Here is a 19,897-nt window from a genome sequence, read left to right on the forward strand (position 1 = left end):
TTAGCCCTGTAGGTCATCTCATAATGATAAAAACCGTATACAGGGGTCGAAATGATTCTTCATGCTTTCAATCTGCAAGGTAAAGTCGCACTCGTTACCGGCTGCGATAAAGGTCTCGGTCAGGGTATGGCGCTGGGGCTGGCGGAAGCCGGATGCGATATCGTCAGCGTCAGCCGAAGCATTCCGCAAGAAACCGCAGAAAAAGTGGCGGCGCTGGGCCGTCGGATGTTTGCGATTCAGGCCGATCTGAGCCAGCCTGAGGCCATTGCTGATATCGTCCCCGCCGCCGTGGCCGCCGCGGGCCGTATCGACATTCTGGTCAACAACGCCGGGACCATTCGACGTGAAGATGCGCTGACCTTCAGCGAAAAGAACTGGGACGATGTGATGAACCTGAACCTGAAGTCGGTGTTCTTCCTGTCACAGGCGGTGGCGAAACAGTTTCTGCAACAAGGTAACGGCGGGAAAATTATCAATATTGCGTCGATGCTCTCTTTCCAGGGCGGCATTCGTGTGCCATCCTACACCGCTTCAAAAAGCGGGGTATTAGGCATCACCCGCCTGCTGGCCAACGAATGGGCTCAGCACGGCATCAACGTCAACGCCATCGCGCCGGGGTATATGGCCACCAACAACACCCAGCAGCTGCGTGACGACGCTGAACGCAGCAAGGAAATCCTCGACCGTATTCCGGCCGGACGCTGGGGGACGCCAGACGATCTCAAAGGCCCGGTGGTATTCCTCGCCTCGTCTGCCTCGGACTACATTAATGGCTATACGGTGGCCGTAGACGGCGGCTGGCTGGCACGTTAATTTTTTGACAAAGAGTTACACTGTAACCTCTTCCGCCTACTGTATAAAAACCCTATACTGTATGAATTCACAGATTAATGGGTTTCATCATGACGGCGGAAGGTCATCTCCTTTTTTCAATCGCCTGCGCGGTATTTGCTAAAAATGCCGAACTGACGCCGGTCCTGGCACAAGGAGACTGGTGGCACATCGTGCCGTCGGCGATATTGACCTGTCTGCTTCCGGACATTGACCACCCACGCTCCTTCCTGGGGCAGCGGCTAAGTTGGTTATCGAAGCCCATTGCGCGGATGTGTGGCCATCGCGGTTTTACCCACAGCCTGCTCGCCGTTTTTGCCGCGCTCACCCTTTTCTATCTGAAAGTACCGGACAGCTGGATAGTCCCCGCCGATGCCCTACAGGGGATGGTGCTGGGCTATCTGAGCCACATTCTCGCCGACATGCTCACGCCAGCGGGCGTCCCCTTGCTGTGGCCCTGCCGCTGGCGTTTTCGCCTGCCGATTCTCGCACCGCGTAAAGGGAATCAGCTGGAGCGCGTTTTGTGTATGGCGCTGTTTGCCTACGCCGTGTTCATGCCGCAGTCGCTACCGGAAAACAGCGCCATACGCTGGTCATCATCGATGATAAATTCGCTGCAAACCGACTTTAATCGCTTCATTCATCGCCGGGCTGAGCAATAATTCGGCGAAGATCGCATTTTTGGCATAATCCATTCCATTTGGATATAAGCGTACCATTTCAGTTCTGTTAACCTTCTCACATCCAGACAAATCTTTACGGGTTTGTCATAAAAAGACACCCGCCGCGGCAACACAAAATCACCGCGAACGGCGTGAAAAAAACTTCAGGAGAACGGGGATGAACTTTCCACTAATCGCGAACGTCGTTGTGTTCGCCGTATTGCTGCTGGCGCTGGCGCAAACGCGTCACAAGCAGTGGAGCCTGGCCAAAAAAGTGCTGGTCGGCCTGGTTATCGGTGTGGTCTTTGGCCTGGCGCTGCAGCTGATCTACGGTTCTGACAGCCAGGTGCTGAAGGACTCTATCCAGTGGTTTAACGTGGTCGGTAACGGCTATGTGCAACTACTGCAAATGATCGTCATGCCGCTGGTCTTCGCCTCAATTCTGAGCGCGGTAGCCCGTCTGCATAATGCCTCTCAGCTGGGTAAAATCAGCGTGCTGACCATCGGTACCCTGCTGTTTACCACGCTTATTGCCGCGCTGGTCGGCGTGCTGGTGACTAACCTGTTCGGCCTGACCGCTGAAGGTCTGGTTCAGGGCACCGCCGAGACTGCACGTCTGAACGCCATTCAGAGCAACTATGTCGGCAAAGTTGCTGACCTGAGCGTACCGCAGCTGCTGCTGTCGTTCGTGCCGAAAAACCCGTTTGCGGATCTCACCGGCGCTAACCCAACCTCTATCATCAGCGTCGTTATCTTCGCGGCATTCCTGGGTGTGGCTGCGCTGAAGCTGCTGAAAGATGATGAACCGAAAGGCCAGCGCGTACTGACCGCTATCGATACCCTGCAAGGCTGGGTGATGAAGCTGGTGCGCCTGGTGATGCAGCTGACGCCGTACGGCGTGCTGGCGCTGATGACCAAAGTGGTCGCCGGTTCTAACCTGCAGGACATCATCAAGCTGGGTAGCTTTGTGGTTGCGTCCTACCTTGGCCTGCTGATTATGTTTGTGGTGCACGGCATTCTGCTGGGCGTCAACGGCGTGAGTCCGCTGAAGTACTTCCGCAAAGTGTGGCCGGTGCTGACCTTTGCCTTCACCAGCCGCTCCAGCGCCGCGTCTATCCCGCTGAACGTTGAAGCGCAGACTCGCCGCCTGGGCGTACCAGAATCCATTGCCAGCTTCTCTGCTTCCTTTGGTGCGACCATTGGTCAGAACGGCTGTGCAGGTCTCTACCCGGCCATGCTGGCGGTGATGGTTGCTCCAACCGTGGGCATTAACCCGCTGGATCCGCTGTGGATTGCCACGCTGGTTGGTATGGTGACCGTCAGCTCTGCAGGCGTTGCCGGCGTGGGCGGCGGTGCAACCTTCGCTGCGCTGATCGTGCTGCCCGCGATGGGGCTGCCGGTTACCCTGGTTGCGCTGCTGATCTCCGTTGAGCCGCTGATCGACATGGGCCGTACCGCGCTGAACGTCAGCGGTTCCATGACTGCCGGCACCCTGACCAGCCAGTGGCTGCGTCAGACCGATAAAGACGTGTTAAACAGCGAAGAGGATGCCGAACTGGCGCATCGCTAAGGTAGTAGAACATCTCATCATAAAAACGCGCAGCTCAATCTGCGCGTTTTTTCTTTCATCCGGTTAATTCTAACGGCCATTTATCCTGATGGCCGCCAGTGAGGGTTTATACGCTTTACTGCGCTATTTCACCTTCCTGACGTACCTGATTGGCCCAGCGTTGCGCTGACTCAGGTACAGTAAACGCTGGCGACCGTTGAAACGACTCCCCAACCAGGACAAAAGCGACATATTTACCTCGCAGTATCCATACATCACGAAATGCATCCATTTTTAGCGCATGTTCGGGTGGCGCGGGTTCCACACGCGGGACATAGCTGATCACCTGGCGATTTTGTTGGCGAAGAGGTTTCATAATGGGCTGTTTCACTAAAGACAAATTTAAAAAATAGAAAAATGTTATTTTAGCCGATCTTGCGCCCCTTCGTCCTCTTCTGTGCGTGCGCTTTTCACTCATACGAGTTGATGTTGTACCTGCTTTAAGTCGTGGCCGGGTAAATTCGCTGAGCACAACAGCCCGCTTTTTCGCGCTGAGCTTGTTCACTCAAAGTCCTGGCTTTTCAGCCAGAACTTTGCCAATAGACTGGACCAGGTCTTTATTTTTACTACACCTGCCGGTAAAGCACCCGACAACCCCATGCCTGTAGAGTTATTTCACTTAACGCTTTCCCCGTGAGCGCATCAATATACCCTACTGGCAAGATCAAGCAGTGAGTCTGCACAGTGTAGTTCTGTACAAAGACATATGTTGTCTTCCCGTCCGTTCTTGCCGTCGCCACAACCCCCGAGGGAAGATCACATGCCAACGCACACGGCAGCGCGAGCATCTTGATAATGCCGCCAAAGAAATCACGCTGGAATTCCAGCGAATTACGCGAAGCCACATACCATGCTTTGCCTTTACCAAACACGTTTACCGTTACCGCCGGATTTCCTGCATAGAAGTCATCAGTATAGGTAGCAAGCGGAAGAGCCGTTTCCGCATGGATTAGCTCACATAAATGACGCGCCGGATAAGGGCCTTGCAAACCAAGCATATTCCCCTGGAGACCCTGAACAGGATGGTATTCACCTTCCGGTAAGCTATCAATTTCTTCCGCCCAGATCCCCAGCAGTTTGCGCAACGGTCCGGGGAAACCGCCTAAATAGCAGAGATCGCTTTCATTGACGATCCCTGTCCAGTAGGACGCGACAAAGTGCCCTCCCTGAGCCACGAACGCTTCTGCCCGCTCGGCAAACCCCGCCCTGACCATATAGAGCATTGGCGCAACCACAAGGGCATAGCCGCTAAAATCGACATCCGCATCAATGACATCGACAGCCACTCCCTGCTCCCAAAATGCGCGGTAGTGTTCATTAACGGTTTTTTCATATTCCATGCCCTGATTACGCGGCCCCATAGCGTCGTCCATCGCCCAACGACTCTGCTGATCAAAAATGACCGCCACTTTTGCCTCTGTGAAACACCCCGTAACGCCTTCCAGCCGACTCAGTATATCGCCTAACTGACACACTTCGCGCCCCACCCGCGTGTCCAGGTGACCAACATGATCGACAACAGCGCCATGAAATTTCTCGGTAGAACCACGACTTTTACGCCACTGAAAATACTGGACAGAGTCCGCGCCATGGGCAACCGCCTGTAACGAAGCGAGAATATGCATTCCAGGTTTTTTCAGCTTACTGATCGGCTGCCAGTTGGTGGCGCTGGGCGTTGATTCCATCAGTACAAATGGTTGACCGCCTTTCAGGCTACGCATCATGTCATGATACATCGCCGTCGCACACGCCACCGCGGTGTCATCACCATCGCAGTGCCACTGCGGGTAGCTATCCCAGGAGATAAAATCCAGCTCACGGGCAAACTGCCAGTAGTCATAATCGTTAAAGTACCCCATAAAGTTGGTCGTGGCCGGTATATTGGGGTTCACCCGTTTTAACGTCAGAATCTCCTGACGGCAGAAATCCATCGCCTGAGCGGTATTAAAACGATGCCAGTCAAGATTAAGCCCATGAACTTCATGCTCCCCATGTGGCGATGGCGAGGTAATTTGCTGCCAGTCGCTGTAGGTATGGCTCCAGAAATCGCTCCACCAGGCCTGATTGAGGTTTTCCAGCGTCTGATATCGTTCTTGCAGCCAGCGGCGGAAATTAGACTGACAGCGTTCACAATGGCACTCGCCACAATACTCATTAGAAATATGCCAGCCAAGTACTGCTGGATGGTGCGCATAGCGTTCCGCTAATTGCGTGTTAATGAGGCGCATTTTTTCGCGATACACCAATGAGGATGAGCAATGGTTATGTCGCCCTCCGTGCAACGCCTTCACGCGGTCTGCCCCCACACGCAGCACCTCCGGATATTTTTGCGACATCCACGCCGGGCGAGCGCCAGTTGGCGTCGCCAGAAAGACGCGAATTCCAGCGGCAGTGAGTTTATCCAGCACAGCATCCAGCCAGTCGAAAGTATATATTCCCTCTTCTGGTTCAAGCTTCGCCCAGCTAAAAATACCTACCGACATCACATTACACTGTGCCTGACGCATCATTGCGATATCTTTATCAATAATACCGGGAACGCTATCCCACTGTTCCGGGTTATAATCTGCGCCGTGCATAACGGTATTCATTTTGTTGTTAAAAATGTACTTTTTCATAATTCACTTCCCTTTGTTACGGGTGATGCCGAGGAAATAACAGCAGTCTCAGGCTGACGGTTACCACACAAGAAAAAAATCGAGCAGAATGACGTAATAAATACGGCGCCCCCCATAATCAAATAGGAATGAGCAAAGCCGATTGTGTCATAGCTAAATCCAGCTAGCGGTGAAATCACCGTGCCAATAATAGAGCTTGTGCAGGCAAAACCAACCAGATATAACGTCGAAGAGAGGCGCTGATCAAAATTTAACGTGATATATTTGAACATCGAAACCAAGAGCACCGGTAATTCAGCTACATGCAAAAGTTTTGTTATAAAAATAGGTAAGGGTCCCACCACCAAACCTGAACTGATCATTCTCATTGACATAACCATGCCTGCAAAGATCAGTCCATTCTTCGCGCCAATTTTATTCACCAGCCATGGTGCACAGAATAATCCTGCGGCTTCCAAAAATACCTGTGCAGAATTGAGGTAACCGAACATGGCAGCCCCCTGTTGCGGCGTTTCAAACTGCGCCACAAAATAGACAGAGAACTGCTGATCGTAAACATTATAAATGCAGGAACCGACCACAAAGAAAATCAGCGCCCAAAAACGTGGCAGCGTTAACAGACGTAGCGCATCGCTCAGAGAAACGTTACTATTCTTATCACTCGCCAACTGCGCCTGCGACGCACCATCGCCCAGTCGCAGCGCGGTGAGTACCATAAAAAAGAGTGCGCCGCCAACCGAGGCTAGCAAGAAATTAAGTCGTGGATCGATATTAAATAAAATGCCAGTAAAAAAACTCGCTACTGCCCAGCCTAGCGAACCGCCAAACCGCGCGCGTCCAAACTCGAAGTTATCGCGCCGCCCAACTCGTTCAGTAAATGACTCCAGCACACCAATTCCACCGTTATAGGCCATGCCAATATAAAAACCGCCGAAAAGACTGCCCACAATAAGGCTCATATGCAACAAATGACCAAACAAAATAAAAACAGGACCAGATAGCGTTAATAACACAGCCAGGTACCACAGTAAGTTTTTACGCAAACCGAGTTTATCCTGAATAAAGCCATAACACACCTGCGCACAAAGTGCCGAGACCGATAACGCAGAAAATATCAACCCTGTTTGTGTGGCCTGCAAACCAATAGTTTGATGAAGCCATACGGAAAGCAAGGATTGAAATGATGACCATGAGAAAAAAAAGAAAAACATTAACAAACACAGAATAAGTTGATTCCGTTTCATAAGAACACATCCCCTATCTTTTTAAAAAAATAAAAACCCGACCTCCCTTAATAACAATATCCATATTCGCCCTCATAGTAGTGAAGATCCATTATTATTTTTGATTTTATAATTACGTTTTTTCATTGTGTGAACAAAAACAATTTGTAAATCTTATGTAAAAATTGGCCTGAGATATTAGTCACACTCTCTAAGAATAAATAAACGTTCAGAATATTAATGAAAAGCTACCGTATTTTTGGAAAAAACAATCCTATACACAGCCTGAATTAATAATGGCAATAATATTAAAATGTCACATTCCGTTGATAGAAACCGGACACATCAACGGAATGATTAATGCGCATTACCCGTGCAAATAATACACTTTTCTCCCACAGGTCATCATTCCCGTTCCCGACCATCCTCTGGCGTAATCACACGCAATACCCGGCACGGAACGCCGACCGCGACAACATCTGGCGGTAGCTACAATTTAAGATGCTGTTTCCGTCTGAAGCGCCAATGCAGCGTTCTCAGTTTTCGTTAGCGTAAAGACTGATATGATCGTAAACGTGAGAGCAATACAGCCAAAGATCATATAAGTATGCTGAAAACCGATGCTATCGTACATTTTCCCCGCAAAGGACGACATGAATACTGAAGCGACTTTCGACACAACCTGATTACCCACCAAATAGATGGTAGCCGATAACAATGGATTAAATACGCCGGTAATATATTTAAAGATACCGATCAGCAGGAATGGCACTTCCAGCGCATGCAACATTTTTAATGCAATAATTTCGACCGTAGTTGTTGCCAGCGAAGATCCGATCATTCGCGTCGCCATCACCAACCCGGCCAACAGCAGCGTATTCTTCGCGCCGATACGATTGATTATCCACGGAGAACAGAACATCACGATAGCGTTACACACTTCACCTGCCGTAGTGACCATTCCAAATGCCTGATTACCCGCTTCCGGAGTGGCAAAGAACGATTTAAAGAAGGTGGCAAACTGCTGGTCATAGGTATCATAAATACAGGATACCCCTATAACATACAGCATCATCATCCACAGCTTGCGCTGACCAAACAGATTCATAACCGTTTTTAAATCGACCATCGGGCGGTTAGCCCCTAACGCCCCCATCACCTGCGCGCTTGAGCTGTACTGTGGTCTGGCGATCGCCACCAGCACAAGCAGGACGACAGCGGCTGCCGACCCCATCCAGAATACCCAGTCCGGATTAATACCAAACAACATCCCTGAGATCGTGGCGCATAACCCCCAGCCCAGACAACCAAAAGTACGTGCGCGACCATATTCAAACCCGGTATGGCGACTAACACGCTCGACATAGGCCTCCATCACTCCTGCGCCAGCGGAGAAAACAAAACCAATATATAACCCGGCGCTTAATGCCCCCAACCAGATATTAAACCGTATTAACGGCGCAAAGACATATAGAAAAAATGGGGCAATAAAGACCAACAAAATAGTCACGACCCAGACAAGATTTTTCTTCATCCCCAGCTTATCAGAAATAAACCCTAATACTGGCTGAAAACAAATAGCCGCCAAAGACAAACTAGAAAATACAATTCCAACGTCAGTTTTACTTAATCCTATATTATCAGAAAGCCAAATAGGCAAAAAAGGAAAACAGGTGGCCATAATAAAGAAATAGATAAAAAAGAAAAAACCAAATATCCAGAAATTGGGGTTACGGATGTAACAACCCGATGCTGTAGCATTAGCATTCATCGTCAATTCTCCATTAAGAGGCTAAGGGCCGCTCATATGCAGCCCATGGTAATTACACGCGCTGTAAACCAATTAAAATTGCACTTTCAGGATCCGATACCGGTAATATAAGCCCAACCTTTTGTAACCACTCACCAGTAGCGGTTTGTGGTGTTTTTAACCACTCGGGTAATTTATGCATCGTATGCCCGCCTTTGCCCATTAGCGGAAAAGTTGACGGGTCCAATAGCGTTATTTGATAGCGCGCCCCGGCCTCCAGGCCGGCAAAATGTAGCGGTGAAGTGAGCGAGTAGCCCGGCATCGCCAGTTGGCTGACCAGATACAACGCCTGACTTTTATCTTCGCTAACAACACCCTGAGCCAGCGTCGTGTTATCCGACATATCGGCTCGCCAGTACACACCGTGATGAATAAGTTCGCGCCACTGTTTATAAAGCGCGGCATATTTCCGATAACCTTCCCGTTCCAGGTCATCCACCTTCACCGGATCCAGCTCTAACCCCATATGGCCAAACAGTGCCGTCAACCCACGAAATGCAATGCTGTGCTGACGAGACGTCGAATGGCAATTGGCGCTGCCAATATGTGCCCCCATGACCTCCGGAGGGAAGAAATAGCTCATCCCGCGCTGGATAGTGTTGCGCTCCAGAGCATCGTTACAGTCCGAGGCCCAAAAACGATGGCTACGTTTAAGCACTTCATAATCGATACGACCGCCGCCGGAGGAGCAGGCTTCAAATTCAACGTGAGGGAAGCGTGCGACCAGGGCGTCCAACAGACGGTAGTATTGATGCGTTTGTGTGTGGGCGGCGGCTTTACCGTTGTGGCCAGGCTGCACCAGCACACGGTTCATGTCCCACTTTATGTAATCAATGGGATGTTCGCCCAACAGCCACTTCATTCGTTCAAGCAGAAAATCAAAGACCTCTGGAATATTCAGATCCAGGACATACTGATGGCGACCCGCCAGCGGCGTATAGCCAGGCAATTTCAACACCCACTCGGGATGAGCGCGGTACAGATCGGAATCCGGGCTGACCATCTCAGGTTCAACCCAAATACCAAACTCCATACCCAACGTCTGGACGTGGTTAATAACCGGCATCAGGCCGTCAGGATATTTTTTTCCATCGACATACCAGTCGCCGAGCGCCGCCCGGTCATCATTGCGTCCTTTAAACCAGCCATCGTCGATGATAAAACGTTCAACGCCAAGCGCAGCTGCTTCATCGGCCATCCGCATGATGTACTGCGGGTCGTGATCAAAATAGATGCCTTCCCAGGTATTCAGGTGCACGGGGCGCGGCTTATTACCGGGGAAACGAATGATCTGCTCGCGTAGATAACGGTGGAACTGCTGGCTCATGCCATTCAGCCCCTGCGCGGAATAGCTGGCAAAAAGTTGAGGCGTCCATAGCGTTTCGCCTTCGGCTAGCGCAACTTCGCCGGGCAGATAGATAGCCTCAGCCTGAAGATAGCGGCGGCCGTCAGTTTTCACTGCCGCCCGTAGGCGATGGTTGCCACTCCAGCCTAAATGCACGCCCCACACTTCGCCCTGCATTTCACTAAAGGCTGGGCTGCCGATAATCAGCGCCGGAAAATGTTCGTGCGATGTGCGTCCGCGGCGGTTTTCTAGCACATAGCTGTCGTGGTCGAGCATCAGGCGGTGCGGCTGAAACTCGTGCACCCAGCGACCATGAAATGCCAGTACTTCGCGCGCATGTTCTGCCACCGGCAACGTCACCGCCAGACGGTCAACCTGCCACAGGTCCTCTCGCAGGTTAGTAATACCGTGGCGAAGGCTTAAAACGCCGCTCTTATCCAGCGCGATTTCACTGCTCAAACGCAACCCGGCATGCGGGTCCTCGCTGATTAAGGTCAGTTGATTTCCATTCTGCACCACTTCTGCGGTAGTAAACTTCGGCGAACCATCAAGCCCTTGACGATGCCCTTCGATCCCTGGCGCACCAAACAGGCCGTGGCTCAATTCCGCCATCAGCGTCAACGGCGCATCCACATCAAGACCGGTATTCACCAAAGGACGATCCAGCGTTATAGCATCCAGTGGCGAGTAATGGTGAATATGTGGCCCCCAATAAATAATTTCAGCAAATGGATGCGTTCGAATAATGATATCGGTCGCGTCATTGTGTAAACGGATGATTGATTCAGACATAAGACCCTCTCCTGCGATAGTGGCCTTATCGTTGATCCGAAACGTTTCGGATTCAATCCAAAACGTTTCGGTTTTGTGATCTGATGAATAAATTCGCCGAAAAGAAAATATCAGCGGTTATTGTGGAGGGAGAAACTCCGGCTGCCAGAGTACCTGTAGCGATGCGATATCTTCACCCGCAATCAGTTGCCTGACCATCGAGGCAATCTGCCGCCCTACGCTGCGGCGTGTTGACTCAATAATGGCCCCGACGGGAACATCAATAATGCTATCTTCCGATAATCCATCGTAGACCACGAGCGACACGCGATTATCGCCGGTCAGCAGCCCTTGCTGATTAAGCGCCATCGCCACACCATCACCGGCTACGTTGCCATCCGTGATCACCGCCGTCGGCCCAGGTTCACTGCCACGCAATTGCTCCAGCATGACCTGATATCCCATGCGGCGAGTCGGAGGCGGGCAAAGCAACAAGCGAACGGGTAAGCCAGACTCGTTCATCGCATCAACATATCCCCGACGGCGCAACAGCAGGAATGCACGCTCGGTGTCTTCACTAAACATCGTAATACGTTGATGACCCTGGGCTATCAGAAAGCGCGTCGCCTGGTAGGTCCCCGCATAGTTGTCAAAATCAAACCAGGCGTACGGATTGGCAAGGTTGCTGCGACCCAGAGCCAAAAAGGGGAAACCAGCCTCCTGCAACAGCATCAGGCGCGGATCGTTATCCAGCGTGTGCGAGACAATCAGAGCATCAACCCGCCCGCTTTGCACCAGTCGCATATAACCGTGCTGGTTTGACTTATCATCATCAGCGATCAATAGCAGATCAATTTCATCACGCGCCAGTTCACGGCTAACCTCCCCTACCATCTCAAGGAACACATTGTTGCTCAGAGGCGCCGACTGGGTAGGAAAGACCAGGCCAACAGCGCCAATCTTTCCCATCTTCAACCGACGGGCAAAAGTATTCGGCCGATAGCCACGACGCCGTGCTTCCGCTTCCACCCGAGCTCGCGTTTCCTTCGACACATCGTCATAACCGTTCAAGGCGCGGCTGACCGTCGTCACAGAAATCCCCAGTTCTTTTGCGATAGCTTTAAGTGACATCAGTTTCCCTGCAAACAATAATAAATAGTGATAGCTATCCGCACTATACACGACTCAGTCAGCCGTCACTAAAGGCATATGAATACAAAAAAGCCCGGCAGGGTCGCTGCCGGGCAAAGGGTTGAGGGGGTAAAACGGTCGATCACACGTCGCGGTAAGTACCGAGACGATAGCCTCGTTCCGCAATGGCATATTTCAGCGATGCGGAGGTCAGGACGTCCAGCTCAGCCAGGCGCGGGTAGCAATAGGCGCTGCCCATAATGGTATTGTCGACAAACGCCGGATGACACATGACCTCCAGCGAGCCTTCCCCGCGTGCGGTTGAGTCGTCCAGCACCTTCAGGAACAGCTCATCGGAAATCGCATCGCCGTAAAATTCGCTGCTGAATCCCTCGCTGCTGCGCAACCCTTCCGGGAGGGCAAACGGGTACGGGATGGAGCGATCTATACGCAGCGCGATGCCTTTGGATTTCGCAAACTCGGCCACCAGCGGAAAGATCTGCGGGATCATATGCACATGGTGGTGGCTGTCAAAATGTGTCGGCTCAGCGTCGAACAGGTCGACAAAACGCTGATACTGACACGCCAGTTCACGCTCAATCTCGTCCAACGGCAGCGCATCTTCCTCGGCCACCTGCCAGATCCACTTACCGAGTTTGCCTTCGCGGGCCAGGCCCGGCATCGGCGTCAACGGTTCGCCCAGCGTGAGCACAAAGTGCATGCCCACCGCCAGCTCTGGCGTACGGCGGCTCAGTTGAGCCGCGTGGTCAATAGCCGCGCCGTTAACCAGCGCGGTGGTGGACGTGACCAGTCCGTTCTTACAGGCGTCGAGGATGCCGTAGTTCTGCCCTTTACTCAGGCCAAAATCGTCGGCGTTCACGATTAACAAACGTTCCATCATGCCTCCTGTCACTGTTTCAGTTTCTCCACGGTGGCAGCGAAGTTCGGCAACCATTTTTCATGGGCCAGAATCAGTTCGCGCGCCAGAATCTCTGCATCTTTATCAGAGTGGATCAGCGGGCTTAAGTTCAGTGCCAACAGCACATCGTTAAATTCACCGCTGATCGCTGCCTTACTGGCCGCGATTTCAAAACCTTTGATGGTATGGATCAGACCCAGCACTTTCTCGTCAAAATGCGTGACGCGCGGGTGCGGTTTCGCGCCGTCGCGGCCCAGGATGGAGGTGACTTCAATCGCCCAATCCGCCGGGATGTTGTCGATATGACCGTGGTGCGGAATATTCACGTAGTGTTCAGTCTGCTTATCGTTGTAGATAGCGTTGATCACCTCACACGCCGCATCGGAGTAATAGGCCCCGCCGCGCTGTTCCAGCTCTTTCGGCTTGACGTTCAGGTCCGGATTTTTGTACAGCTCAAACAGCTGCTTCTCAACCTTCTGCACCACCTGCGCGCGCGCGCCGCCTTTGTAATACTCGCCCATTTCGATAGCCAGCATCTCTTTCTGCTTGAAGTAGTACAGCAGATAAGAGCACGGCAGCAGGTTCAGAGAACGCAGCAGTCCTTCGCTAAACGGCATATCGAAAATGTTTTTCACGGTGTTCGCCGACAGCGTACCGGAGGCCACGCCGTCCAGCAGTTCAGCAAAACGAGACTCGCCGTTGACCAGCACATCGCGTACGAAAACCATGTGGTTCAGGCCGAACAGGTCGATGGAAAGATCGTCTTTCTCACTCAGGCGCAATACGTCGGTGAAGAACATCTTCATGCCGATTGGAATGTTGCACACGCCGATAAAACGTTTGAAATTGGTGTGGCGATAGACCGCTTCGGTCACCATTCCCGCCGGGTTGGTAAAGTTAATCACCCACGCGTTCGGGCATACTTCTTCCACATCTTTAATGATGTCGAAAATCACCGGAATGGTACGCAGACCTTTAAACAGGCCGCCAGCGCCGTTGGTTTCCTGCCCCAGGTAACCATGGCTCAGCGGAATACGTTCATCTTTCTCACGGGCTTTGAGCTGACCAACGCGCAGCTGCGTAGTCACAAAGTCGGCACCTTCGAGCGCTTCGCGGCGATTCAGCGTCTTATAGACCTTCATCGGTACGCCGGCTTTTTCCACCATGCGCTGGCAAAGGGCATGAATGATATCCAGCTTCTCCTGGCCATCTTCAACGTCAACCAGCCACAGTTCGCTGACCGGCAGTTCGTGATAACGCTTGAGAAAACCTTCCAGTAATTCCGGCGTATAGCTGCTACCACCACCAATTGTGACGACTTTTAATTTCTGGCTCATCTCTTTCTCCCTCGTGATCCACAAGTAAACGTGGGTTACCCTCCACATTATACGTGGATAGTTAAAGTCTTTAATTCAGAGCTGCGGAGTGATTCCGCAGCGCGTTATTTGATAATCGTCAGCTGTTTGCGATAATTGCTCGGTGTGAATGAGGTTAGCTTCTTGAAAGTTTTAATAAACAAACTTGGGCTACTATAACCTGACTCATACGCAATATCGGTCACCGAGTAATTCGTTATTTCCAGCTGTTTCTTGGCAAAGTTGATGCGGATGTCATTAATAATCTGCATCGGCGTTTTACCGTAATAGCGCTGGGTGGCTCGGGTTAAATATTCCTGGGTTTTCCCGGATAACTCGACCATATTCTCCAATGCGCCTTCACCAAACTTTAATTTATCGTGCATGGCTTCGACAGTAGATTTTAACCACTGCGGCGTCACATCCTGCGCTTGTTCTTCGCGATAATGGCGTAAGCGATTAATCACGTAGAAGGAAACCAGTTCAATAAATTCGTCAAATTCCGTTTCACGAAAGTGCAGTGACGAAATAACCGACTCAATGTAACTAAGAAACGTGCTTTTAATCGAATAGACTTGTGATGCAACCAGCGCAAACGGAACCAGCGACTGATAGTGGGTATCGAAGAAATCTTTGCTGATCCCAACGTTGAGGATTCGCGTCGCGCCAAACTCATAGAAGCTCTGGTGATGTGAACCCATTGGGATAAACACAAAGTCTCCGCGCTCCAGCATAACCCGTTTGCCGTTTATCTCCTGATAGTAGCGCCCGGTCAGTACGATAGTGAACTCGTAATAGTCATGCTGGTGCAGCCCGCTGATGCTTTCCGTTTTGTTGTAGATGAATACATGAAAATTCTTACCGTTAAAGAGCTGTTGTTCTCGGGCGGTGTTGATTTCCATGGTGATCATCTTCGGTTGCCTCATAGGGAAAAGCCTATTGTACCTTCTCGTGAAGTTCGATCAATTCAGCAACCAGCTCACGCGCTAACATTGACGTCATAAGATGATCCTGCGCATGAACCAGCACCAGGCTTACCTTCATACGGCCTTCGCCTTCATCGCTTTCAATCAGCTGCGTTTGCACACGGTGCGCTTCGCTCAGGGCAACGCGGGACTGTTCCATGGTCGCTTTCGCGCCAACAAAATCACCCTGCTTCGCCTGCTTCAGCGCGGCGTATGCCAGGCTGCGCGCCTGTCCGGAGTTGATAATCAGGCCCATCACCACTTCTTCGAGATCGTTTTCCTGCACGTCCTCAGCAACGACATTATCCAGATCAAACATATTTATTCCTTTTGTTGAGGGCGGTATGGAGACCGGCTCCATACCGCATTGGCATTAGAATTTCAGAGCGGCAGCGATGTCTTCTTCGCTTTCTTCTTCTTCAATGGTGGCCTGCGCTTTGTTCGAGATAATCACGAACGGCATGTACACCATCGTTGCGACACAGAGGTTGAACAGTGCGACCAGCAGCGCCGCGACGCTTCCGTTACTGTTGAAGAAGGCGCCCAGGCCGGTTGGCATGGTCCACGGTGCCAGGTTGGTTACCGGAGGGATGATACCCATCGAGTAAGCAGCCAGGGTGATGGCAGCCAGAATCGGTTGTACCAGCACGAACGGGATAAACATAACCGGGTTCATGATGATTGGCAGACCAAACAGAATCGGTTCGTTAATCTGGAAGATACCCGACGGCAGAGCCAGTTTCGCAACCTGACGATGGTCAGCGCGGCGAGAGGCGATGAAGATAGCGATAATCAGGCCTAAAGTCGCACCGGAACCACCCAGCAGGATGTAGGAATCCAGCATCGGTTTCGCCCAGAAGTGGAACTGCTGACCCGCAGCGATAGCCGCATCAACAGAGCCGTACTGGTTGTACAGCGCGATGTTTTCCAGCGCCCATGGGGTCATGATGCCGTTGTCCAACGCGGTGAGCGCCAGTGAACCATGCACACCGAAGAACCACAGCAGGGAGTTGAACAGTACGTATGCCCATCCAACCACGCCACCCATTGCCGCCAGCGGTTTGGAGATGGAGTCCATGATGATCTGGTGGAAGTTGCTGCCGTAAGAAGACAGAATCCACGAGATGATGCCGAAGATGGACAGGATCAGGAAGCCTGGAATTAACGCCGAGAAGGAACGCGACACCGAGGACGGTACGCTGTCTGGCAGAGTGATAACCCAGTTGCGACGGATAACGAAGGTGAACAGTTCAGCCACCACCAGACCGATAATCATACCGGAAATGATGTTCTGACCACCCAGCCAGTTCGCGCCAACCGCATAGGCATCGCCAACGCTGTATGGGGTGACGGTCATAAATGCCGCTACCGCTAACAGGCCAGCCGCCATCGGGTCAACTTTACGCTCTTCCGCTAAGGCGGAACCGATAAAGAAAGGCGCCATCAGCGACATAATACCTAAAGTACCGTTATAAACGTTACCGCCAATAGCTTTAAAGCTGTTTAACGTGTCAATGGTTGACGCGTCCAGGCGAACACCCATTGAATAAAAGAATGATCCCTCACCAAAGCTCAGAAAAACGTTGTTAATTAATACAAACATGGCCCCTGCAAGGGTCAGCGGCATTAATTTAATAAAACCGTTTTTAATCGCATTAATGTGTGGCTGTTTTCCTATTTTAACGGCAAAAGGAAGGAGTACCTTTTCAAGCGAATCGATCACTTTACTCATAGAAAAATACCCTTAAAAGGCCGCAATTAATATTGCGGCGATTGAAATATGAAATAACTCTTTGACGGGAAAATTATAAAATTATTGCGCAGCGGCTTTTTTAATTGCAGCAACCGCTGCCTTAAGCACGCCTAAACCATCTACCTTACCGTACAACGTTGAATCGATAATTTCGATCGGCTTGTTCGGTAAAATCTTTTTAATATCGTTCAGCATATAGCCGATTTGCGGGCCGAGCAGAATAACATCTGCCTGCGGGCCTTTTTCTGCGGCAAAAGCTTCTGAGAATGCTTCGATCACTACCGGTACTTCGTACTTCTCAGCCTGCGCTCGCATTTTAGATACCAACAATGAAGTGGACATCCCCGCAGAGCAAAAAAGATAGATATGTTTCTTTTCCATTCACGCTTCCTCAACTTGTGAAATCTGTCATCACCGGGCGATGTTCCATGTGCCCACTACCCTCGTATGTAACAGATGAGTTATCTTCTGTTTATGCATTGAGTATACGGCAACAATTTGCCTACTGATAATTCTTAACAGGCAAAAATTGTCTCTCATTGACCTTCGGTTTTGACTGTCTTCACACTTTGCTCAAAATAATTCGCGACAAGAAATAAGCATCAGATCTGATAAAAAAACCCGACACAGAGGTCGGGTTTTCGTAGGCATCCTATAAACACACGATTATGACTTAGCAGCAGCCGGGTCCGTATCGTACTCAGCACACGTCTGGTAGCCGGAGTTGATCACGTGGCCAGTCTCATCGAGAGCCACAAAATAGGTTTCAGCTTTACCATCTCGTTGACCCAGGATATAGGTCTGGCAGGTGCCGCGAGCGTGAATCATGGTGACTTCAGAAGACGGTTTACCGGCAATTTGCATTACCTGTGAACGGCTCATCCCTTTTTTAACATCTTTGACCACCGGCTGAGTAAACTGATCTTTAGTACGATCGTATGCAGTACAACCCGCCAGCATCGCCAGCACAGCGCCGGCGCCCAGAAGCCCTACGACTTTTTTATTCATGTTCCCTCTCCTTTCGTTCAATGTGTAATAAGCGTGGGATAAATATTGCTATTTATCAACCAATACGCCGAAATCAATCTCATCAGGACCGAAAAATCGGATTAATTTACCGCAGTCAAAACTGTGATCCTTGTCGTTTTACCGTCAAAGAGGTAGCTTTAACACTTTGTTCTGATGGGCTAACGGCAAGGCTGGCACACTACATTCCGGAGGGGTAAATGGCATTACAACAAGAAATTATTCAGGCGCTCGGCGCAAAACCACAGATTGAGGTACAAGAAGAGATCCGTCGCAGCGTGGATTTTCTTAAGTCATACCTGAAGACCTATCCGTTTATCAAATCACTGGTGCTGGGCATCAGCGGCGGCCAGGACTCTACCCTGACCGGTAAACTGTGCCAGCAGGCTATTAATGAACTGCGGGCGGAAAGCGGCGATAGCGCGCTGCAGTTTATCGCCGTACGCCTGCCCTACGGCGTTCAGGCCGACGAACAGGACTGCCAGGACGCGATTGCTTTCATCCAGCCGGATCGCGTGCTGACCGTTAATATTAAAGGTGCTGTATTGGCCAGCGAGCAGGCACTGCGTGAAGCGGGTATCGAGCTGAGCGACTTTGTTCGCGGTAATGAAAAAGCTCGCGAACGTATGAAAGCCCAGTACAGTATTGCAGGTATGACTCACGGCGTAGTGGTCGGGACCGATCACGCCGCGGAAGCTATCACCGGCTTCTTTACGAAGTACGGCGACGGCGGCACCGATATTAACCCGATCTTCCGTCTCAATAAACGCCAGGGCAAACAGCTGCTGGCCGCCCTCGGCTGTCCGGAGCATCTTTATAAGAAAGCCCCCACCGCCGACCTCGAAGATGACCGCCCTTCTCTGCCAGACGAAGTGGCGCTGGGCGTCACCTACGACAATATTGACGATTATCTGGAAGGCAAAACGCTGGCGCCAGAGCTGGCGAAGACCATCGAAGGTTGGTATCTGAAGACCGAGCATAAGCGCCGTCCGCCGATTACCGTGTTTGATGATTTCTGGAAGAAATAAAGAAGAAAACCGCCGGAGCTGCCCATAGCCTTTTGGCATTTATGGGCAACTTCGGCGGTCTTAAGACAGTGTGCCGAGTGGATTATTCGGCAGGCGCAGCAGGCATTTTACCTTCTGGCGCTTTGTGTTCTGTCAGACGCTTCTCAAAATTAGCATTAAACTGCTTTTTCTGTTCCGGGGTTAAGATGTTGTAAATCTTGTTCTGGGTTTCCAGACGAGACAGCATCATGGCTTTATGCTGCTCTTCCATCTTCGTAATCTGCGCTTCCGCTTTCGCTTTATCGAAGCTGTCGCTGGCAATCAGGTTATGCATCGCACGCATCTCTTCCTGCGGCGGACGTTTCATATGTTCGCGGTTGTCTTTCATGATGTCGCGAATCTGCTGTTTCTGTGCATCGGTCAGGTTCAGTCCCTGGAACATCATATCGTGACGCGGGCCCATCTTACCTTTGTGATGATGCATCATTTTACCAGCCGGCTGCGTGGCGTCGGTGGTGGTGGTAGAAGTCGTATCTGCCGCATGAGCCAGATTAGCCGCGCCCAGAGCCAGAGTAGAAGCAACAAACAGAGCAGTTAATTTTTTCATCATTAAGTCCTTACTTTCAGTTATTCTGACGGCGCATTGCCGTGTTGACGAGATTAACTTTACGGGGTTTATCGTCAATTAATCAGAGCGAGAGTAAAACAATGAAAGTGTAAAAAACAATTTTTCGCCAATTATGATGAAATTAAGGATAAAGTGTGGAGAGTTGCAACGAAAATATTCAATACGATGATTAATAAGAGATTTTCTTAAAAGTATAAAGCAGCATCGATTATTAATAAAGCAATATTCCAGGAATAATCCGTAA

General features: G+C 50.9%; 18 protein-coding genes. 4 read left to right on the plus strand and 14 right to left on the minus strand.

Annotated features, from left to right (window positions below):
* Window positions 1-51 precede the first annotated feature (51 nt).
* The 3 genes from kduD to GY169_RS13930 all read left to right on the plus strand — a co-directional run bounded on the left by kduD (window position 52) and on the right by GY169_RS13930 (window position 3,063).
* Complete coding sequence (kduD, locus tag GY169_RS13920) at window positions 52-813, plus strand: 2-dehydro-3-deoxy-D-gluconate 5-dehydrogenase KduD (protein ID WP_167576118.1); 762 nt, start codon at window positions 52-54, stop codon at window positions 811-813.
* Between the two features lie 89 nt (window positions 814-902).
* Window positions 903-1,493 carry a metal-dependent hydrolase gene (locus tag GY169_RS13925; RefSeq protein WP_065357639.1) on the plus strand — a complete coding sequence of 197 codons (591 nt, stop codon included), beginning with the start codon at window positions 903-905 and terminating at the stop codon, window positions 1,491-1,493.
* 178 nt (window positions 1,494-1,671) lie between these two features.
* Window positions 1,672-3,063 carry an L-cystine transporter gene (locus GY169_RS13930; RefSeq protein ID WP_163445651.1) on the plus strand — a complete coding sequence of 464 codons (1,392 nt, stop codon included), beginning with the start codon at window positions 1,672-1,674 and terminating at the stop codon, window positions 3,061-3,063.
* Window positions 3,064-3,178: 115 nt separating this feature from the next.
* On the opposite strand, the gene cedA is transcribed toward GY169_RS13930, so the two are convergent.
* The 13 genes from cedA to osmE form a co-directional block, all read right to left on the minus strand.
* Entirely contained in the window at window positions 3,179-3,442 is a 264-nt protein-coding gene (cedA, locus tag GY169_RS13935; protein WP_167577307.1) for a cell division activator CedA, read from the minus strand.
* Between the two features lie 226 nt (window positions 3,443-3,668).
* Window positions 3,669-5,720 (minus strand): beta-galactosidase, encoded by a 2,052-nt coding sequence (locus tag GY169_RS13940; protein ID WP_167576119.1) that lies wholly within the window; start codon window positions 5,718-5,720, stop codon window positions 3,669-3,671.
* Window positions 5,717-6,964, minus strand: coding sequence for an oligosaccharide MFS transporter (locus tag GY169_RS13945; protein WP_167576120.1), 1,248 nt, complete (start codon window positions 6,962-6,964; stop codon window positions 5,717-5,719). Before GY169_RS13945 ends, GY169_RS13940 begins: the two co-directional genes overlap by 4 nt.
* Before the next feature lie 475 nt (window positions 6,965-7,439).
* Window positions 7,440-8,714 (minus strand): MFS transporter, encoded by a 1,275-nt coding sequence (locus GY169_RS13950; protein WP_167576121.1) that lies wholly within the window; start codon window positions 8,712-8,714, stop codon window positions 7,440-7,442.
* Window positions 8,715-8,766: 52 nt separating this feature from the next.
* Window positions 8,767-10,890 (minus strand): alpha-galactosidase, encoded by a 2,124-nt coding sequence (locus GY169_RS13955; protein WP_167576122.1) that lies wholly within the window; start codon window positions 10,888-10,890, stop codon window positions 8,767-8,769.
* Window positions 10,891-11,007: 117 nt separating this feature from the next.
* Window positions 11,008-12,000 carry a LacI family DNA-binding transcriptional regulator gene (locus tag GY169_RS13960; RefSeq protein ID WP_167576123.1) on the minus strand — a complete coding sequence of 331 codons (993 nt, stop codon included), beginning with the start codon at window positions 11,998-12,000 and terminating at the stop codon, window positions 11,008-11,010.
* A 142-nt stretch (window positions 12,001-12,142) separates the two neighbouring features.
* Window positions 12,143-12,898 carry a chitin disaccharide deacetylase gene (gene chbG, locus GY169_RS13965; RefSeq protein WP_163445653.1) on the minus strand — a complete coding sequence of 252 codons (756 nt, stop codon included), beginning with the start codon at window positions 12,896-12,898 and terminating at the stop codon, window positions 12,143-12,145.
* Between the two features lie 11 nt (window positions 12,899-12,909).
* On the minus strand, window positions 12,910-14,256 hold the full coding sequence (locus GY169_RS13970) for a 6-phospho-beta-glucosidase (protein WP_163445655.1): 1,347 nt from the start codon (window positions 14,254-14,256) through the stop codon (window positions 12,910-12,912).
* A 104-nt stretch (window positions 14,257-14,360) separates the two neighbouring features.
* Window positions 14,361-15,185, minus strand: coding sequence for a transcriptional regulator ChbR (chbR, locus tag GY169_RS13975; protein WP_163445657.1), 825 nt, complete (start codon window positions 15,183-15,185; stop codon window positions 14,361-14,363).
* A gap of 25 nt (window positions 15,186-15,210) precedes the next feature.
* A complete protein-coding gene (gene chbA, locus GY169_RS13980; protein WP_167576124.1) occupies window positions 15,211-15,558 on the minus strand; it encodes a PTS N,N'-diacetylchitobiose transporter subunit IIA in 348 nt (115 codons plus the stop codon).
* A 54-nt stretch (window positions 15,559-15,612) separates the two neighbouring features.
* Window positions 15,613-16,971, minus strand: coding sequence for a PTS N,N'-diacetylchitobiose transporter subunit IIC (gene chbC, locus GY169_RS13985; protein ID WP_163445661.1), 1,359 nt, complete (start codon window positions 16,969-16,971; stop codon window positions 15,613-15,615).
* 81 nt (window positions 16,972-17,052) lie between these two features.
* The gene (locus GY169_RS13990) at window positions 17,053-17,373 is read right to left on the minus strand and encodes a PTS sugar transporter subunit IIB (protein WP_167576125.1); all 321 of its coding nucleotides are present in this window, start codon (window positions 17,371-17,373) and stop codon (window positions 17,053-17,055) included.
* Window positions 17,374-17,658: 285 nt separating this feature from the next.
* Window positions 17,659-18,000 (minus strand): osmotically-inducible lipoprotein OsmE, encoded by a 342-nt coding sequence (gene osmE / locus GY169_RS13995; RefSeq protein WP_163445665.1) that lies wholly within the window; start codon window positions 17,998-18,000, stop codon window positions 17,659-17,661.
* 218 nt (window positions 18,001-18,218) lie between these two features.
* Here osmE and nadE point away from each other — a divergent pair, with 218 nt between their 5' ends.
* Window positions 18,219-19,046 carry an ammonia-dependent NAD(+) synthetase gene (nadE, locus tag GY169_RS14000; RefSeq protein WP_163445667.1) on the plus strand — a complete coding sequence of 276 codons (828 nt, stop codon included), beginning with the start codon at window positions 18,219-18,221 and terminating at the stop codon, window positions 19,044-19,046.
* 82 nt (window positions 19,047-19,128) lie between these two features.
* Here nadE and spy read toward each other — a convergent pair whose 3' ends face one another.
* Window positions 19,129-19,635, minus strand: a complete 507-nt coding sequence (gene spy / locus GY169_RS14005; protein WP_167576126.1) for an ATP-independent periplasmic protein-refolding chaperone Spy — start codon at window positions 19,633-19,635, stop codon at window positions 19,129-19,131.
* Window positions 19,636-19,897 lie beyond the last annotated feature (262 nt).

It is taken from the genome of Kluyvera genomosp. 3 (assembly GCF_011765685.1).
Classification (GTDB): Bacteria; Pseudomonadota; Gammaproteobacteria; order Enterobacterales; family Enterobacteriaceae; genus Kluyvera; species Kluyvera georgiana_A.

Bases quoted from the DNA above. Each gene is read 5' to 3' on its own strand.
- osmE (WP_163445665.1), bottom strand. From the start codon at position 18,000: ATGAATAAAAAAGTCGTAGGGCTTCTGGGCGCCGGCGCTGTGCTGGCG.
- GY169_RS13990 (WP_167576125.1), bottom strand. From the start codon at position 17,373: ATGGAAAAGAAACATATCTATCTTTTTTGCTCTGCGGGGATGTCCACT.
- GY169_RS13940 (WP_167576119.1), bottom strand. From the start codon at position 5,720: ATGAAAAAGTACATTTTTAACAACAAAATGAATACCGTTATGCACGGC.
- spy (WP_167576126.1), bottom strand. From the start codon at position 19,635: ATGATGAAAAAATTAACTGCTCTGTTTGTTGCTTCTACTCTGGCTCTG.
- GY169_RS13925 (WP_065357639.1), top strand. From the start codon at position 903: ATGACGGCGGAAGGTCATCTCCTTTTTTCAATCGCCTGCGCGGTATTT.
- GY169_RS13960 (WP_167576123.1), bottom strand. From the start codon at position 12,000: ATGTCACTTAAAGCTATCGCAAAAGAACTGGGGATTTCTGTGACGACG.
- nadE (WP_163445667.1), top strand. From the start codon at position 18,219: ATGGCATTACAACAAGAAATTATTCAGGCGCTCGGCGCAAAACCACAG.
- chbR (WP_163445657.1), bottom strand. From the start codon at position 15,185: ATGATCACCATGGAAATCAACACCGCCCGAGAACAACAGCTCTTTAAC.
- chbA (WP_167576124.1), bottom strand. From the start codon at position 15,558: ATGTTTGATCTGGATAATGTCGTTGCTGAGGACGTGCAGGAAAACGAT.
- GY169_RS13945 (WP_167576120.1), bottom strand. From the start codon at position 6,964: ATGAAACGGAATCAACTTATTCTGTGTTTGTTAATGTTTTTCTTTTTT.
- GY169_RS13955 (WP_167576122.1), bottom strand. From the start codon at position 10,890: ATGTCTGAATCAATCATCCGTTTACACAATGACGCGACCGATATCATT.
- chbC (WP_163445661.1), bottom strand. From the start codon at position 16,971: ATGAGTAAAGTGATCGATTCGCTTGAAAAGGTACTCCTTCCTTTTGCC.
- kduD (WP_167576118.1), top strand. From the start codon at position 52: ATGATTCTTCATGCTTTCAATCTGCAAGGTAAAGTCGCACTCGTTACC.
- GY169_RS13970 (WP_163445655.1), bottom strand. From the start codon at position 14,256: ATGAGCCAGAAATTAAAAGTCGTCACAATTGGTGGTGGTAGCAGCTAT.
- chbG (WP_163445653.1), bottom strand. From the start codon at position 12,898: ATGGAACGTTTGTTAATCGTGAACGCCGACGATTTTGGCCTGAGTAAA.
- GY169_RS13930 (WP_163445651.1), top strand. From the start codon at position 1,672: ATGAACTTTCCACTAATCGCGAACGTCGTTGTGTTCGCCGTATTGCTG.
- GY169_RS13950 (WP_167576121.1), bottom strand. From the start codon at position 8,714: ATGAATGCTAATGCTACAGCATCGGGTTGTTACATCCGTAACCCCAAT.